This window comes from Escherichia sp. Marseille-Q3837 (genome assembly GCF_916618735.1).
GTDB lineage: Bacteria > Pseudomonadota > Gammaproteobacteria > Enterobacterales > Enterobacteriaceae > Escherichia > Escherichia ruysiae.
In genome coordinates, this window is sequence record NZ_CAKAKC010000001.1 from 2,602,127 (window position 1) to 2,617,735 (window position 15,609).

The following is a 15,609-nucleotide window of genomic DNA, read 5'->3' on the forward strand; positions in this document are numbered from 1 at the left end:
GTGAAAAGGGGTTAGATAGTACCAAATGGGAAAATGTTAAGTAAGTACTTATCTATTTTCTTCAGGTAAACTATTTAGCTGATGGTTTATCTATATAAATAAGGAGTCGGGATGAACGAACAATCCCAGGCCAAATCACCAGAAGCCTTGCGCGCAATGGTCGCCGGGACACTGGCTAATTTTCAGCACCCAACCCTGAAGCATAACCTTACCACGCTGAAAGCGTTGCATCATGTTGCCTGGATGGACGACACGCTGCATGTGGAGCTGGTTATGCCGTTCGTCTGGCATAGCGCGTTCGAAGAGTTAAAAGAGCAATGTAGCGCCGAATTGCTGCGTATCACCGGGGCAAAAGCTATCGACTGGAAACTGTCGCATAACATTGCCACGCTGAAACGCGTGAAGAATCAGCCGGGAATTAACGGCGTGAAGAACATTATCGCGGTCAGTTCCGGCAAAGGTGGCGTGGGTAAATCCTCCACGGCGGTAAACCTGGCGCTGGCGCTGGCGGCGGAAGGAGCGAAAGTCGGCATTCTGGATGCCGACATTTATGGTCCGTCTATCCCAACCATGCTGGGGGCAGAAAATCAGCGTCCGACCTCGCCAGACGGGACTCATATGGCACCGATTATGTCTCATGGCCTGGCAACCAATTCAATTGGTTATCTGGTCACTGACGACAACGCGATGGTGTGGCGTGGCCCGATGGCGAGCAAGGCGTTAATGCAGATGTTGCAGGAAACCTTATGGCCGGATCTGGATTATCTGGTGCTCGACATGCCGCCAGGCACCGGTGACATTCAATTGACACTGGCGCAAAACATTCCAGTAACTGGTGCAGTAGTGGTCACCACGCCACAGGACATCGCGCTGATTGATGCGAAAAAAGGTATCGTGATGTTCGAGAAAGTCGAAGTTCCGGTACTGGGTATTGTCGAGAACATGAGCGTCCATATTTGCAGTAACTGTGGTCATCATGAGCCGATTTTCGGCACTGGTGGGGCAGAGAAACTGGCTGAGAAATACCATACGCAGTTGTTGGGGCAAATGCCGTTACACATTAGCCTGCGTGAAGATCTCGACAAAGGAACACCTACCGTTATCAGCCGTCCGGAGAGCGAATTTACTACTATCTACCGCCAACTGGCTGACCGGGTTGCTGCTCAGCTCTACTGGCAAGGTGAAGTTATTCCAGGTGAGATCTCCTTCCGCGCGGTCTAACGTGCATTAGCCTTTCTGGTTGTTCGTCATACACCGCAGAAATGATACATTGATGCGGTGTATTTATTTTGTGGCTTTAAATGAACACTTTTTTAATGCTGCGAATATTCAGTGGATCTTAGTCCTAAACTGTACAAAGTAGATTGATCGTACAGGTAAAGCCTCTTTATCATCCTTCGTGGCTGTGTAGCGGATGTACAGCTATAGTTTGTTATGCACTCAATCTATCCAGGCATAACCTTTACTACAGGGATAACGTTCAATGAATAAGTATTGGCTGTCAGGAATCATTTTTCTTGCCTATGGATTGGCTTCTCCCGCGTTCTCTTCAGAGACTGCCGCATTAACGATTAATGGCAGGATCAGCCCCCCAACATGCAGTATGGATATTGTTAATAGCCAGCCCCAACAGCATTGCGGTCAGGTATCGCAAAGCGTTGATACCCGTCATCGGATTTCTTCGCCGGTAAAAGGCGTCACTACAGAGCTGGTTACAGCGGGCAACGATAGCAAACGTCGAATCGTATTAAATCGCTACGATTAATCAGGCAACACTCTTTTAATAATATTTGGAAAGCCTAAATCATTCCCATGAATGATTTAGGCTTTTTTATTTATTTTAAGAATGTGGTTAACAGTAAATTATGTCAATTAATAGATGTGGTAAATATTTAATTCCCTTAAGTATTTGTTGTAATTATATTGCAATGGTTAACTTGTTTTAAATCAATAAAACAATATGTTTACATTGCGGTAACTTTTTTGATGTGAGAAATTTGTTTCCACGAGATACAGAGTCTTAACAATCAAAATAAACTATATTAAGGAACCTATTATGAAACATTCAATTATTGCTACCGCTGTCTTTTCTTCTTTTTTTATGAGTGCTGGCGTATTTGCTGCAGACGTTGATACCGGAACATTAACTATTAAAGGGAATATTGCAGAGTCTCCGTGTAAATTCGAAGCGGGTGGTGATTCAGTAAGTATTAATATGCCAACTGTTCCGACCACTGTCTTTGAAGGTAAAGCGAAATATTCAACCTATGATGATGCTGTCGGTGTAACCAGCAGCATGTTAAAAATTAGCTGCCCGAAAGAAGTTGCTGGTGTAAAACTCTCGTTGATCACCAATGATAAAATAACTGGTAACGATAAAGCGATAGCCAGTAGCAACGATACCGTGGGTTATTATCTCTATTTAGGCGATAACAGCGATGTCCTGGATGTTTCAGCGCCTTTTAATATTGAGAGTTATAAAACAGCGGATGGTCAGTATGCGATTCCGTTTAAAGCAAAATACCTGAAACTGACAGAAGACTCAGTGCAATCAGGTGATGTGGTCTCTTCTTTAGTTATGCGTGTGGCGCAGGATTAATAATTAAATAATTTTTCAAGTTTCTCCAGGAAATAAACATGGCCGCTATCTCCATGGCGGCCTTTTAATTTTAAGAGGCATTAAGATGAAAGGGTTATTAGCTTTACTCATTTCTTCTATGGTTCTTCCTGCACATGCCGGAATTGTCATCTACGGGACGCGAATTATTTACCCGGCTGAAAATAAAGAAGTGATGGTGCAGTTGATGAATCAGGGAAACCGATCTTCATTACTTCAGGCGTGGATTGATGATGGCGACACATCACTGCCGCCGGAAAAGATTCAGGTTCCTTTCATGCTAACGCCACCAGTGGCAAAAATAGGGGCTAACTCCGGACAGCAAGTAAAAATTAAAATCATGCCGAATAAGTTGCCCAGTAATAAAGAGAGCATTTTTTATCTGAATGTTCTGGATATTCCACCAAATAGTCCAGAACAAGAAGGCAAGAATGCACTGAAGTTTGCGATGCAAAACAGAATCAAATTGTTTTACCGACCGGCGGGTATTGCTCCGGTTAATAAAGCAACGTTTAAGAAATTGCTGGTAAATCGTAGCGGCAATGGGCTGATGATAAAAAATGATTCGCCGAACTGGGTGACGATTTCCGATGTAAAAGCGAATAATGTCAAAGTCAATTATGAAACCATCATGATTGCGCCATTAGAAAGCCAGAGTGTAAACGTCAAAACTAATAATGCGAATAGCTGGTATTTGACCATTATTGATGATGATGGCAACTATATTAGCGACAAAATTTAATTGCAGGAGCTGCCCGTGTTGAGAATAACCCCACTCGCATCAGCAATCGTAGCGTTATTGCTCGGCATTGAAGCGTATGCAGCGGAAGAAACCTTTGATACCCATTTTATGATGGGGGGAATGAAAGACCAACAGGTTGCTCATATTCGCCTTGATGATAATCAACCTTTACCGGGCCAATATGACATCGATATTTATGTCAATAAACAATGGCGTGGGAAATATGAGATTATCGTTAAAGATAACCCCGAAGAAACATGCCTGGCGAGAGAAATTATCAAGCGGTTAGGTATTAATACCGATAACTTCGCCAGTAGTAAGCAATGTTTAACATTAGAGCAACTTGTTCAGGGTGGGAGTTATGCCTGGAATATCGGTGTTTTTCGTTTAGATTTCAGCGTTCCGCAAGCCTGGGTTGATGAACTGGAAAGTGGTTATGTCCCGCCGGAAAACTGGGAACGGGGTATTAATGCTTTTTATACCTCTTATTATATGAGCCAGTATTACAGCGACTATAAAGCGTCGGGTAATAACAAGAGTAGTTATGTTCGTTTTAGCAGTAGATTAAATCTGCTGGGGTGGCAACTGCATTCTGATGCCAGTTTCAGCAAAACGGATAACAATCCTGGGGAGTGGAAAAGCAATACCCTATATCTGGAACGCGGGTTTGCACAAATTCTCGGCACGCTGCGTGTCGGTGATATGTACACCTCAAGCGATATTTTTGACTCTGTTCGCTTCAGTGGCGTGCGACTTTTTCGTGATATGCAGATGTTGCCTGACTCGAAACAAAATTTTACCCCACGAGTGCAGGGGATTGCGCAGAGTAACGCGCTGGTAACCATTGAACAAAACGGTTTTATTGTTTATCAGAAGGAGGTTCCACCTGGCCCATTTTCGATTACTGATTTGCAATTGGCCGGTGGTGGAGCGGATCTTGATGTTAGCGTGAAAGAGGCTGACGGTTCGGTTACCACGTACCTGGTGCCTTATTCGGCGGTGCCAAATATGTTGCAACCGGGCGTGTCGAAATATGATTTTGCGGCGGGTCGTAGCCATATTGAAGGAGCAAATAAGCAAAGCGATTTTGTTCAGGTCGGTTACCAGTATGGCTTTAATAATTTATTAACGCTGTATGGCGGCACGATGATTGCCAATAATTACTACGCATTTACTCTTGGGACTGGCTGGAATACACGCATTGGCGCGATTTCTGTCGATGCAACAAAATCTCATAGTAAGCAAGATAATGGCGATATTTTTGACGGACAAAGTTATCAGATAGCCTACAACAAATTTGTGACTCAAACATCGACGCGTTTTGGCCTGGCAGCCTGGCGTTATTCTTCGCGCGATTACCGGACGTTTAATGATTATGTCTGGGCAAATAATAAAGATAATTATCGTCGCGATAAAAATGATGCCTATGACATTGCAGATTATTACCAGAATGATTTTGGGCGCAAAAATAGCTTTTCCGCCAATATGAGTCAGTCATTGCCAGAAGGCTGGGGTTCTGTGTCATTAAGCACATTATGGCGAGATTACTGGGGGCGTAGCGGCAGCAGCAAAGATTATCAGTTGAGTTACTCCAATAACTTGCAACGGATAAGCTATACCCTCGCAGCAAGTCAGGCTTATGACGAGAATCATCATGAAGAAAAACGCTTTAATATTTTTATATCGATTCCCTTTGATTGGGGTGATGATGTCACGACACCACGGCGGCAAATATATATGTCTAACTCAACGACCTTTGACGATCAGGGTTTTGCCTCAAACAATACAGGAATATCGGGAACGGTTGGGAGCCGCGATCAGTTTAACTATGGTGCCAACTTGAGTCATCAGCATCAGGGGAACGAAACGACAGCTGGGGCGAATTTAACCTGGAACGCGCCGATGGTGACAGTGAATGGCAGTTATAGTCAGTCGAGTATTTATCGACAGGCTGGAGCCAGTGTTTCAGGGGGCATTGTCGCCTGGTCTGGTGGTGTGAATCTGGCGAATCGTCTTTCTGAAACGTTTGCTGTGATGTATGCACCAGGAATTAAAGATGCTTATGTTAATGGACAAAAATATCGCACTACAAATCGTAATGGGGTGGTGGTATACGACGGAATGACGTCTTATCGGGAAAATCACCTGATGCTGGATGTGTCGCAAAGCGATAGCGAAGCAGAATTACGTGGCAACCGGAAAATTGCCGCCCCTTATCGCGGCGCGGTTGTATTGGTTAATTTTGATACCGATCAGCGCAAGCCATGGTTTATAAAAGCGTTAAGAGCGGATGGGCAACCATTAACGTTTGGTTATGAAGTCAATGATATCCATGGTCATAACATTGGCGTTGTCGGCCAGGGAAGTCAGTTATTTATTCGCACCAATGAAGTACCGCCATCGGTTAATGTGGCAATTAATAAGCAACAAGGACTTTCATGCATAATCACCTTCGGTAAAGAGATTGATGAAAGTAAAAATTATATTTGCCAGTAATAGTCAGGTGGTTCTATGAAAAATCGCATAATGTTATTTATATTAATGATGATGGCTATTCCTGTGAGCTATGCGGCATGTTATGGAGAGTTGTCAGCGCAGCATAATTTGGTTGTTCAGGGAGATTTTGCGCTAACTCAAACACAAACGGCGACATATGAGCATAATTTTAATGACTCGTCATGCGTGAGTACGAATACCATCAACCCCATGAGTCCGTCGGATATTGTTGTTGGACTTTATAACGATACCATTAAATTAAATTTACATTTTGAATGGACTAACAAAAACAGCATCACATTATCAAATAACCAGACCAGTTTCACCAGTGGTTATTCAGTAACGGTGACATCGGCAGCCAGTAACGCGAAAGTGAATGTTTCTGCAGGGGGCGGCGGAGCAGTGATGATTAATGGTGTCGCGACATTATCCAGTGCTTCATCAACAACGCGTGGAAGTGCTGCAGTGCAATTTTTACTGTGTTTGCTAGGAGGAAAGTCGTGGGATGCATGTGTGAATAGCTACAGAAATGCATTGGCACAAAATGCAGGTGTCTATTCCTTTAATCTGGCATTGTCATACAACCCGATAACAACGACCTGCAAACCTGATGATTTATTAATTACTTTAGAGAGTATTCCCGTTTCACAATTACCAGTCACAGGTAACAAAACAACAATAAATAGTAAGAAAGGGGATATTATTCTGCGTTGTAAAAATTTATTAGGTCAACAAAATCAAACATCACGGAAAATGCAGGTGTATTTATCAAGTTCTGATTTGTTAACCAGCAGTAACACGATACTGAAAGGTGCGGAAGATAATGGCGTAGGATTTATTCTTGAAAGTAATGGTTCACCTGTCACACTTTTAAATATCACTGACAGCAGTAAAGGATACACAAATTTAAAGGAAATTGCGGCGAAGTCAAAAATTACAGATACAACAGTCTTAATTCCGGTAACAGCCAGTTACTATGTATATGATAAAAATAAAGTTAAATCTGGCGCACTGGAGGCTACTGCCTTGATCAACGTGAAATACGACTAATAACAAGTAAGACGAGCAAGTGGCTAATAATAAAAAATAACAAGGTGTCTGCATTTCCCCCTCATGATGAGGGGGCTTTTTTTAGCGATGGTAGAATATTTCGCCGTCGTAGGCTTTAATGATTTTACCATCAGTGTCGTTGATCAACACATATGCGCCACCCATATAGGTCCAGTGGGTTCCGGCGTCAGGGGCAGGCAGGTTACGTAACTGCCACTGCTTAATATTGTACTCATCGGTGCGGTACATCTCTGGAACGGTATCGCCTGGTTTGAAATGCTTGAAGTCAGCGATGAAACTGCTCAACTCATACTTTGAAATTCCAGAGGCATTGGTCGAACCCGCAGTGACCGGTGCGGCCCACGCTACGCTGGTTGCCAGCAACAGCGCACCCAACAATAACTTATTTCTTATGGTCATATACTCTCCACGTTGGGGATCAGCAAAATCAGTCGCATATCTTTCCTGTCATACAATATAACCGACAAGCGATATTTTGTTAGTGATCCCATGATTTCGTAAAAAGTGTAAATGAAAGGATGCTGTAAAAGCATCCTCATCGGGCGAAGAGTCAGCGGAAATAGCTGATTTAAGAATCATCCTGGGCTGAAGATAACATGCAAGCCCAAAGGATTGAGTTATCGCATTATGCCCATAAAGCCATGCACGCCCATATACACTCCGACTAAGCCAATTAACAAGCTGGAAAAATAGGGGGCTTTTTGGGCTAGTGTGTTAAATCCGCTCCAGCGTTTTGCCACTTGCTGGACACTGATTGCCGCGCCAACGCCCACGGTGACCAGCGTTAACGCAAGGCCAATACTGAAACTAACGACCAGAGTTGCTCCCAGAGTGAGGGCTTTCAGTTGAATACAAATCAGCAGCACAGTTATCGCTGCAGGGCAGGGGATCAGTCCGCCAGTCAAGCCAAACAGTAAAATCTGCCAGTTCGTGACATCCCTGCCATCAAAGCGTCGTTTAATGTCATTTGCGTGAGCCAGCTCATGGGCGTCCTGATATTCGACATTCTCGCCATGTCCGTGATGGTGATGATGTTCGTGATCATGGTCATGATGGTGGTGCTCGTGATCATGATCATGCCCGTGCATATTCTCAAGCCAGTTTCGTTCACCGCGCCATGTGCGCCAGAACATCCATAATGCGGTGCCGAGAATGATGACCGCAGAAATTAACTGTAGCCACGGTTCCGCCGACTGCGCAGTAAAGCGTTTGCTGATCACCATCCCGCCAAAGGCAATCAACCAGACTACCGCAGTATGCGAAATGGTTGCTGCCAGTCCAAGCATCACCGCCTGTTTAATCGTACCTTTAATGGCGATGATAAACGCCGCCATCATCGTTTTTGAGTGCCCAGGCTCCAGACCATGAAGTGCACCGAGTAAGATGGCGCTGGGGATGAAGAACCAGGCGTTTCCTTGCTGAAGAAGAGTGGTAAATTCAGTCATGATAATAATTCTTAGTATTAAATGGATGCAGAGATTCTACTCCCCCCCAGTACATGATACTACCCCCCAGTAGATTAATAGTGCTATGATTTTTCATTATCTTGTTAACCAGGTGTTGTTATGTCTCATACCATCCGCGACAAACAGAAACTGAAAGCGCGCGCCAGTAAGATTCAGGGACAGGTCGTCGCGCTTAAGAAAATGCTCGACGAACCGCATGAATGTGCTGCCGTTCTACAACAGATTGCCGCCATTCGTGGCGCGGTAAACGGCCTGATGCGGGAAGTGATTAAAGGTCATCTGACGGAACACATTGTTCACCAGGGCGATGAACTAAAGCGTGAAGAAGACCTGGATGTTGTCCTTAAGGTGCTGGATTCGTATATAAAATAGTTTCGTGACGTTATTGTAATACTGCCGTTTTTCCTCGTTTACAACGCGCGCGCCGGACATTACCATCCTCCTCTGCGATTTATTATCGCAACCAAACGACTCGGGGTGCCCTTCTGCGTGAAGGCTGAGAAATACCCGTATCACCTGATCTGGATAATGCCAGCGTAGGGAAGTCACAGACCATCAGGTCATTGCTTCTTCACGTTATGGCAGGAGCAAATTATGCAAGTCGACCTGCTGAGTCCGGCGCAATCAGCGCCCGTGTTACACCTTTTTCACCAATATTCCCCCCTTGTGCATTGCATGACTAATGATGTGGTGCAAACCTTTACTGCCAATACTTTACTGGCGCTCGGCGCATCGCCAGCGATGGTTATCGAAACCGAAGAGGCCAGTCAGTTTGCGGCAATTGCCAGTGCTTTACTGATTAACGTTGGTACACTGACGCAGCCACGCGCACAGGCGATGCGTGCCGCCGTAGAACAGGCAACACGCTCCCAAACACCCTGGACACTTGACCCGGTCGCGGTTGGTGCACTCGATTATCGCCGCCGTTTTTGTCTGAAACTCCTGTCTCTTAAACCAAGCGCCATACGCGGTAATGCTTCGGAAATCATGGCATTAGCAGGCATCGCTAATGGTGGTCGTGGTGTGGATACCACTGACGCAGCAGCCAATGCGTTGCCCGCCGCACAAACTCTGGCACGGGAAACCGGCGCAATCGTCGTGGTCACTGGCGAGGTGGATTATGTTACTAATGGTCGTCGCACCGTTGGTATTCACGGCGGTGACCCGTTAATGACCAAAGTGGTGGGAACTGGCTGCGCATTATCGGCAGTTGTCGCTGCGAGCTGTGCATTACCGGGCGATACGCTGGAAAATGTTGCATCTGCCTGTCACTGGATGAAACAAGCCGGAGAACGCGCAGTCGTCAGAAGCGAAGGGCCGGGCAGTTTTGTTCCACATTTCCTTGATGCGCTCTGGCAGCTGACGCAGGAGGTGCAGGCATGAAACGGATTAACGCTCTGACCATTGCTGGTACAGATCCGAGCGGTGGTGCGGGGATTCAGGCCGATCTTAAAACCTTCTCGGCACTTGGCGCTTATGGTTGCTCAGTTATTACTGCACTGGTGGCGCAAAATACCCGTGGCGTACAGTCGGTGTATCGCATTGATCCTGATTTTGTCGCCGCCCAACTCGATTCGGTGTTCAGCGATGTGCGAATCGACACCACCAAAATCGGCATGTTGGCAGAAACCGATATCGTTGAAGCGGTGGCGGAACGGTTGCAACGTTATCAGATCCAAAACGTGGTGCTGGATACCGTCATGCTGGCAAAAAGCGGCGACCCGCTGCTTTCACCTTCGGCGGTTGCTACGCTGCGCAGTCGATTATTGCCACAGGTTTCATTAATAACACCGAACTTGCCGGAAGCAGCTGCTTTGCTCGATGCGCCACACGCGCGTAATGAACAGGAAATGCTGGAGCAGGGACGTGAATTATTGGCGATGGGCTGTGGCGCTGTGCTAATGAAAGGCGGTCATCTGGATGATGAACAAAGCCCGGACTGGCTGTTTACCCGCGACGGTGAACAACGTTTTACCGCACCGCGCATTATGACCAAAAACACCCACGGCACCGGTTGTACGCTCTCTGCGGCACTGGCGGCGTTGCGTCCGCGCCATACAAACTGGGGCGACACCGTACAGGAGGCAAAAAGCTGGCTGTCGGCAGCGTTAGCCCAGGCCGACACGCTGGAAGTCGGTCACGGGATTGGTCCGGTTCACCACTTCCACGCCTGGTGGTAAGCGCCGTACTATAGCTGCTTTGGTTATTGTCAGCTTTTTTTGTGCTGAAATTCAGGGATGAAACCAATGCAGCTAAAAATCGTCAGTCGCAAAAAATTCACCGCCTTGTTATGCGCTTTGGGGCTAATTTCCATCGTGGCGATTTATCCCCGCCAGACGGTGAATTTTTTCTATTCGACAGCAATTCAGATCAAAGACTACATCCACTTCTACGGTTATCGCCCGGTTAAATCTTTCGCTATTCGCATACCTGCCAGTTACACCATTCATGGTATTGATGTTTCACGCTGGCAGGAGCGGATCGACTGGCAGCGTGTTGCAAAAATGCGCGACAACGGTATCCGCTTACAGTTTGCTTTTATTAAGGCTACGGAAGGCGAAAAGCTGGTTGACCCGTATTTTTCGCGCAACTGGCAAAGAAGCTGTGAAAATGGCCTGCTGCGTGGGGCGTATCACTATTTTTCTCCGTCGGTATCCGCTTCAGTTCAGGCCAGATTATTTCTGCAAACGGTGGATTTTGCCCACGGCGATTTCCCTGCCGTGCTGGACGTAGAAGAGCGAGGAAAATTATCGGCAAAAGAATTACGCAAACGGGTCAGTCAGTGGCTAAAAATGGTCGAAAAAAGCACGGGAAAAAAGCCGATTATTTATGCTGGCGCGACGTTTTATCACACGAATCTGGCGGGCCATTTCAATGAATATCCGTGGTGGGTGGCTCACTATTATCAACGTCGTCCGGACAATGACGGAATGGCCTGGCGCTTCTGGCAGCATTCCGACCGTGGACAGGTAGATGGCATTAATGGTTCGGTGGATTTTAATGTGTTTAATGGCACGGCGGAGGAGTTGCAGGCATTCGTTGATGGGATTAAAGAAACGCCTTAAATAAGAAGCAGTGATATACTCCCACAAGACTCCCCGGCAGGAAAAAGACAAATGGAACAAGCGCATACCCAGCTTATTGCCCAACTGAATGAACGTATTTTAGCGGCGGACAACACGCCGCTTTATATTAAGTTTGCCGAAACGGTAAAAAATGCCGTGCGTAGCGGGGTTCTGGAGCATGGCAATATTTTGCCCGGCGAACGCGATTTAAGTCAGTTAACCGGCGTTTCGCGCATTACGGTGCGCAAGGCGATGCAGGCGCTGGAAGAAGAGGGCGTGGTGACGCGTTCGCGTGGTTACGGCACGCAGATCAACAACATCTTCGAATACTCGTTAAAAGAAGCGCGAGGCTTTTCGCAGCAGGTGGTGTTGCGCGGTAAAAAGCCCGACACGCTGTGGGTTAACAAGCGAGTGGTAGAGTGCCCTGAAGAAGTCGCGCAGCAGCTGGCGGTTGAAGCAGGAAGTGATGTCTTCTTGCTTAAGCGCATTCGCTACGTGGATGAAGAAGCGGTATCGATTGAGGAGTCGTGGGTTCCTGCGCATTTAATTCATGATGTTGATGCTATCGGTATTTCTCTTTATGACTACTTTCGCAGTCAGCATATTTTTCCAAAGCGTACCCGTTCCCGCGTTAGCGCCCGAATGCCGGATGCCGAGTTTCAGTCACATATTCAGTTAGATAGCAAAATACCGGTGCTGGTGATCAAGCAAGTGGCGCTTGACCAACAGCAACGGCCTATTGAGTACAGCATCAGTCACTGTCGCAGCGATCTATACGTTTTTGTTTGCGAGGAGTAGTTCCTCGCGCGTTGGCGCGCAATCACCGCCGCGATGTCCGACAACCCACGATGCCACCGCATTACCCAGCAGCACTGCGTCTGCCAGCGGTAAACCGGAGGCCAGCCCGGCAAGTACGCCACCTGCATGACTGTCGCCCGCCCCAATGGTGTCTACAACTTGCGTTGGAAATGCCGGAACGCAGCCAGAAGCGCCGTTGCTGAAATACCAGGCACCTTCTTTATCCAGACGAACGATCAATGGCGCGGAAAATTTCTCCTGCCACTGCTTGCCAAGTGTTGTTATATCTGCGGATAAAGCAAAACGTTCGGCAGCAATCTCAGCCTCCTGGCGATTAAGCGACACCAGCGGTCGACAAGCCATGATCCGCGCCAGTAATGCATCCGGGATATCGCCAATACGAGGGCCAAAATCAATAAACGGCGTCACGTCTTGCAGTCCCTCCAGCCAATCCACTAACAATTCGCCGCAGGGCGAGGCCAGTTGATAACCAGAAAAATAGAGCAGGCTACCAGGTGCAACGGTTAGTCGCGCCAGCCACTGGTGATTCCACTGATTTTCCACACCGCTGAACGACATAAAAGTGCGTTCGCCATCCGGCTCAACCAGCGCCAGACACCAGCCGTTATCACCTTCGGCGTTATCGATCAGGCTGATTAATCCCTCTTTTGCCATCCGGTTGCGAATAATCTCCGCCCACACCCCCTGACCGAGCGGCAGGGCGTTACCCGCTTCGATACCGAGGCGCTTTAACGCTACGGCAATGTTCAACGCACAGCCGCCAACATTTACGCTCTGCTGTTTCAGTTCGATATCGCACCCGCGCCAGGGCAGGGCGTAAGCGTCGGCGATCACATCAATGACCGCCGCGCCAATTACCATAACCGGCTGACGCGTGGTTAATTCAGGCAGCTGCGTGTGTAATCGAGCGCCGCTCATACCGCCTCCCGTTGTTGGCGATACTTCGCCAGCTCCGTGGCGTAATGGTTGAAATCAAGCTGATTTACCGCATCCAGCTCCGCCTTTAATGCCGGATCGATAGCATTAACGCCATGCAGCGCGCCACAAATTGCCGTCGCCATAGCACCGATGGTGTCTGTGTCGCCGCCAAGATTGGCGCACAGGACGGCGCAGCGGTTAGGATCGGTTTGTGCCAGTTCAACCAGCGCAATGGTGCATGGAACGGACTCGATAGTGCTGGTGCCCGCGCCAACCACCTGGTAAAGCTGTTCGCTGGCGGATTCGGTGCCGTCGGCGTGACGAACAATCTTCAGCGCAATCTCCAGACGCGCCGCCAGTGAGGCGCTGAACGTGGTGATGCGTTTTTGTTGAGCATGTCGCGCAATCGAAGGCAGTGAATCAACAATCGCTGACCAGCTTTCTCCGTCAATGGCACGAGAAATCGCCCATGCGATGACTACCGCGCCTGCAACCGCCAGATCGGATTTGTGGGTCGGGCTGGATGCCAGCGCCACATCATCAATAAAGGAATCAACATTGCGCGCCGGAAGTAAACAACCCAATGGTGAGACGCGCATCGCGGCACCGTTGGTCACGCCATTGTTTTCCAGTTCAGCAACGGGCTTTCCGTCGCGAATGGCGTTAAGCGCAATTTTTGAGGTCGGGCCAAGCACGTTTTTGTTGAAAGCGTCGAAACGCAGCGCCCAGTCGAGAATATTACGCCCAATCAGATCCGGGTCTATCTCGCCTTCACGTTCCAGCAGCGCATCCGCCAGACACAGCGCCATCGAGGTATCATCGGTGAATTCGGCGCGGTTAAAATAACAGGCCGCGTTATTCTCCTTTGGTCCAGGCAGAAAACGGTCAATCCAGCCAAAGTGTGCTTTAACGCGGCTGCGTGGCCAAAGCTCGGAGGGCATCCCCATCGCATCCCCTAACGCCTGCCCATAAAGAGCACCGAGAATACGTTCTGTTTTCATTTTGCTTCCTCTTGTGTCAACGCAATATCGCGATCATCGACCTTGATAGCCGTAATTTCGTTGTCTGATTCGCGGAAAAAAATCATGAACAGCACGGCGATAATGGCAATCATCACCGCGCCGAAAGTCCACATTCCAGCCCAGTTGAAAGTCAGTCCGTTTACCGGCTCCTGATAAGCGAACATCTTTTCCATCATCACGCCGCCAAGACGATAACCGAGCAAACTGCCGAAGCCCTGGCAGCAGAGTGTGATCAGCCCCTGCGCGGCGGTACGCATATGCACGGGGGCTTTTTTATCGACATAGATGTAGGCGGTAACGTAGTAAAAATCGTAACTTACGCCGTGCAGCAAAATGCCGAGGAATAATAGCGCGTAGGTGAAATATTCATCCGCACTGCCGTAAATAAAGAAGCCATAGCGAATTGCGGCAGTGACCAGACCAAGCAATAATACCTTTTTGATACCAAAGCGTTTAGTGAAAAACGGCAATGCCAGCATAAAGAAGATTTCAGAGAACTGGCCGAGCGTCATCCAGCCGGTGGCGTTTTTCATGCCGACTTCGGTCAGATAACCGTTGGCAAAGATGTAATAGAACGCCAGTGGCATCGCAAACAGGAATGAACAGAAGAAAAAGACGAGGAAGTTTTTATCGCGCAGCAGGATCAGCGCATCCAGGCCGAGCATGACTTTAATGTCCATTTTGCCGGTGCTTTTTGGCGGCGTGTCGGGCAGGAAAAACGCAAACACACCGAGCAGAGCAGAACTTCCGGCGGTAATCAGCAGCGGGATGTTAGTCGGTGAGATATCGGCATACCCCAGCATTTGCGGCAAGAATCCACATGCCAGACCAGAGGCAATCCAGCCGATAGTGCCCATCACACGAATGCGCGGGAAATCACGCTCCACATCCGGCACGTTGGCAAAAGCGATACTGTTAGTCAGCGCAATGGTCGGCATATAGGTTAGCGAGTAGGCCAGCAGTAACGGGAAGAACCCGGCAAAAGTGGTCTGTTGCGCGGCGAAATACATCAGCACCGCACCAGCGAACATCAATACCGCCAGCACTTTCTGCGCCGAGAAAAAGCGGTCAGTGATGGAGCCAACCAGAATCGGCGACAGGATCGCCGCAATGGCAGTACAGGCATACGACCAGCCAATCTCTCCGGCGCTAAAACCGCTTTTACTTAACCACAACCACAATGGCACAAACCACGCGCCCCAGATAAACCATTCAACAAACATCATGAACGACAGCTTTGCTGTTGTTTTCATCTTTTAATTCCTTCATGACAGGTAATGTAAGGTACGCGCTGACAATACCACCTAATAATACCTTTTAAATACCTTTGCGATGAAAACTTGACCGCTGTAACACTTTTTTTGATGAATCGAGCCAACAGAAAACGCTGAAA

The 15,609-nt window shown here is 47.9% G+C and carries 16 protein-coding genes and 1 riboswitch; of the genes, 11 read left to right on the forward strand and 5 right to left on the reverse strand.

Annotated features, from left to right (window positions below):
• The first annotated feature begins 111 nt into the window (after positions 1-111).
• The 6 genes from apbC (at position 112) to LG381_RS12180 (ending at position 6,905) form a co-directional block, all read left to right on the forward strand.
• Complete coding sequence (gene apbC, locus LG381_RS12155) at positions 112-1,221, forward strand: iron-sulfur cluster carrier protein ApbC (protein ID WP_001005449.1); 1,110 nt, start codon at positions 112-114, stop codon at positions 1,219-1,221.
• Positions 1,222-1,483: 262 nt separating this feature from the next.
• Complete coding sequence (locus LG381_RS12160) at positions 1,484-1,765, forward strand: YehE family protein (protein ID WP_032225669.1); 282 nt, start codon at positions 1,484-1,486, stop codon at positions 1,763-1,765.
• A gap of 291 nt (positions 1,766-2,056) precedes the next feature.
• Positions 2,057-2,599: a fimbrial protein gene (locus LG381_RS12165; RefSeq protein ID WP_000682827.1), complete on the forward strand. Its 543-nt coding sequence runs from the start codon at positions 2,057-2,059 to the stop codon at positions 2,597-2,599.
• A gap of 85 nt (positions 2,600-2,684) precedes the next feature.
• Entirely contained in the window at positions 2,685-3,359 is a 675-nt protein-coding gene (locus tag LG381_RS12170; RefSeq protein ID WP_225762458.1) for a fimbria/pilus periplasmic chaperone, read from the forward strand.
• A 15-nt stretch (positions 3,360-3,374) separates the two neighbouring features.
• On the forward strand, positions 3,375-5,855 hold the full coding sequence (locus LG381_RS12175) for a fimbrial biogenesis outer membrane usher protein (RefSeq protein ID WP_225762459.1): 2,481 nt from the start codon (positions 3,375-3,377) through the stop codon (positions 5,853-5,855).
• Positions 5,856-5,870: 15 nt separating this feature from the next.
• On the forward strand, positions 5,871-6,905 hold the full coding sequence (locus tag LG381_RS12180; RefSeq protein ID WP_000797247.1) for a putative fimbrial-like adhesin protein: 1,035 nt from the start codon (positions 5,871-5,873) through the stop codon (positions 6,903-6,905).
• A gap of 81 nt (positions 6,906-6,986) precedes the next feature.
• Here LG381_RS12180 and rcnB read toward each other — a convergent pair whose 3' ends face one another.
• A complete protein-coding gene (gene rcnB, locus LG381_RS12185) occupies positions 6,987-7,325 on the reverse strand; it encodes a Ni(II)/Co(II) efflux transporter accessory subunit RcnB (protein WP_000155513.1) in 339 nt (112 codons plus the stop codon).
• Between the two features lie 218 nt (positions 7,326-7,543).
• Positions 7,544-8,371 carry a nickel/cobalt efflux protein RcnA gene (locus LG381_RS12190; protein WP_032225663.1) on the reverse strand — a complete coding sequence of 276 codons (828 nt, stop codon included), beginning with the start codon at positions 8,369-8,371 and terminating at the stop codon, positions 7,544-7,546.
• 120 nt (positions 8,372-8,491) lie between these two features.
• On the opposite strand from LG381_RS12190, the gene rcnR reads away from it, so the two are divergent.
• The 5 genes from rcnR to LG381_RS12215 all read left to right on the forward strand — a co-directional run bounded on the left by rcnR (position 8,492) and on the right by LG381_RS12215 (position 12,255).
• Positions 8,492-8,764, forward strand: a complete 273-nt coding sequence (gene rcnR / locus LG381_RS12195; protein WP_000019944.1) for a Ni(II)/Co(II)-binding transcriptional repressor RcnR — start codon at positions 8,492-8,494, stop codon at positions 8,762-8,764.
• 91 nt (positions 8,765-8,855) lie between these two features.
• A riboswitch (TPP riboswitch) is annotated at positions 8,856-8,952 on the forward strand.
• A 34-nt stretch (positions 8,953-8,986) separates the two neighbouring features.
• Positions 8,987-9,775 (forward strand): hydroxyethylthiazole kinase, encoded by a 789-nt coding sequence (thiM, locus tag LG381_RS12200; RefSeq protein ID WP_085460887.1) that lies wholly within the window; start codon positions 8,987-8,989, stop codon positions 9,773-9,775.
• Positions 9,772-10,572 (forward strand): bifunctional hydroxymethylpyrimidine kinase/phosphomethylpyrimidine kinase, encoded by an 801-nt coding sequence (gene thiD / locus LG381_RS12205; RefSeq protein WP_000822251.1) that lies wholly within the window; start codon positions 9,772-9,774, stop codon positions 10,570-10,572. The genes thiM and thiD overlap by 4 nt, the downstream gene beginning before the upstream one ends.
• Positions 10,573-10,638: 66 nt before the next feature.
• Positions 10,639-11,457, forward strand: a complete 819-nt coding sequence (locus LG381_RS12210) for a glycoside hydrolase family 25 protein (protein ID WP_225762460.1) — start codon at positions 10,639-10,641, stop codon at positions 11,455-11,457.
• 51 nt (positions 11,458-11,508) lie between these two features.
• Complete coding sequence (locus LG381_RS12215) at positions 11,509-12,255, forward strand: GntR family transcriptional regulator (protein WP_000434025.1); 747 nt, start codon at positions 11,509-11,511, stop codon at positions 12,253-12,255.
• Here the strand turns inward: LG381_RS12215 and LG381_RS12220 are convergent.
• Genes LG381_RS12220 through LG381_RS12230 form a run of 3 tightly spaced genes read right to left on the reverse strand, consistent with a single transcriptional unit; the run spans position 12,229 to position 15,469 of the window.
• A complete protein-coding gene (locus LG381_RS12220) occupies positions 12,229-13,194 on the reverse strand; it encodes a carbohydrate kinase family protein (protein ID WP_225762461.1) in 966 nt (321 codons plus the stop codon). The genes LG381_RS12215 and LG381_RS12220 overlap by 27 nt on opposite strands.
• Positions 13,191-14,195: an ADP-ribosylglycohydrolase family protein gene (locus LG381_RS12225; RefSeq protein WP_225762462.1), complete on the reverse strand. Its 1,005-nt coding sequence runs from the start codon at positions 14,193-14,195 to the stop codon at positions 13,191-13,193. The genes LG381_RS12220 and LG381_RS12225 overlap by 4 nt, the downstream gene beginning before the upstream one ends.
• Positions 14,192-15,469 (reverse strand): nucleoside permease, encoded by a 1,278-nt coding sequence (locus LG381_RS12230; protein WP_105289972.1) that lies wholly within the window; start codon positions 15,467-15,469, stop codon positions 14,192-14,194. Before LG381_RS12230 ends, LG381_RS12225 begins: the two co-directional genes overlap by 4 nt.
• Positions 15,470-15,609: the final 140 nt, after the last annotated feature.

Coding starts and splice junctions, on each gene's coding strand:
- LG381_RS12165 (WP_000682827.1), top strand. CDS start 2,057: ATGAAACATTCAATTATTGCTACCGCTGTCTTTTCTTCTTTTTTTATG.
- LG381_RS12180 (WP_000797247.1), top strand. CDS start 5,871: ATGAAAAATCGCATAATGTTATTTATATTAATGATGATGGCTATTCCT.
- LG381_RS12225 (WP_225762462.1), bottom strand. CDS start 14,195: ATGAAAACAGAACGTATTCTCGGTGCTCTTTATGGGCAGGCGTTAGGG.
- rcnR (WP_000019944.1), top strand. CDS start 8,492: ATGTCTCATACCATCCGCGACAAACAGAAACTGAAAGCGCGCGCCAGT.
- LG381_RS12215 (WP_000434025.1), top strand. CDS start 11,509: ATGGAACAAGCGCATACCCAGCTTATTGCCCAACTGAATGAACGTATT.
- apbC (WP_001005449.1), top strand. CDS start 112: ATGAACGAACAATCCCAGGCCAAATCACCAGAAGCCTTGCGCGCAATG.
- LG381_RS12170 (WP_225762458.1), top strand. CDS start 2,685: ATGAAAGGGTTATTAGCTTTACTCATTTCTTCTATGGTTCTTCCTGCA.
- LG381_RS12210 (WP_225762460.1), top strand. CDS start 10,639: ATGCAGCTAAAAATCGTCAGTCGCAAAAAATTCACCGCCTTGTTATGC.
- rcnB (WP_000155513.1), bottom strand. CDS start 7,325: ATGACCATAAGAAATAAGTTATTGTTGGGTGCGCTGTTGCTGGCAACC.
- LG381_RS12190 (WP_032225663.1), bottom strand. CDS start 8,371: ATGACTGAATTTACCACTCTTCTTCAGCAAGGAAACGCCTGGTTCTTC.
- thiD (WP_000822251.1), top strand. CDS start 9,772: ATGAAACGGATTAACGCTCTGACCATTGCTGGTACAGATCCGAGCGGT.
- LG381_RS12160 (WP_032225669.1), top strand. CDS start 1,484: ATGAATAAGTATTGGCTGTCAGGAATCATTTTTCTTGCCTATGGATTG.
- LG381_RS12220 (WP_225762461.1), bottom strand. CDS start 13,194: ATGAGCGGCGCTCGATTACACACGCAGCTGCCTGAATTAACCACGCGT.
- thiM (WP_085460887.1), top strand. CDS start 8,987: ATGCAAGTCGACCTGCTGAGTCCGGCGCAATCAGCGCCCGTGTTACAC.
- LG381_RS12230 (WP_105289972.1), bottom strand. CDS start 15,469: ATGAAAACAACAGCAAAGCTGTCGTTCATGATGTTTGTTGAATGGTTT.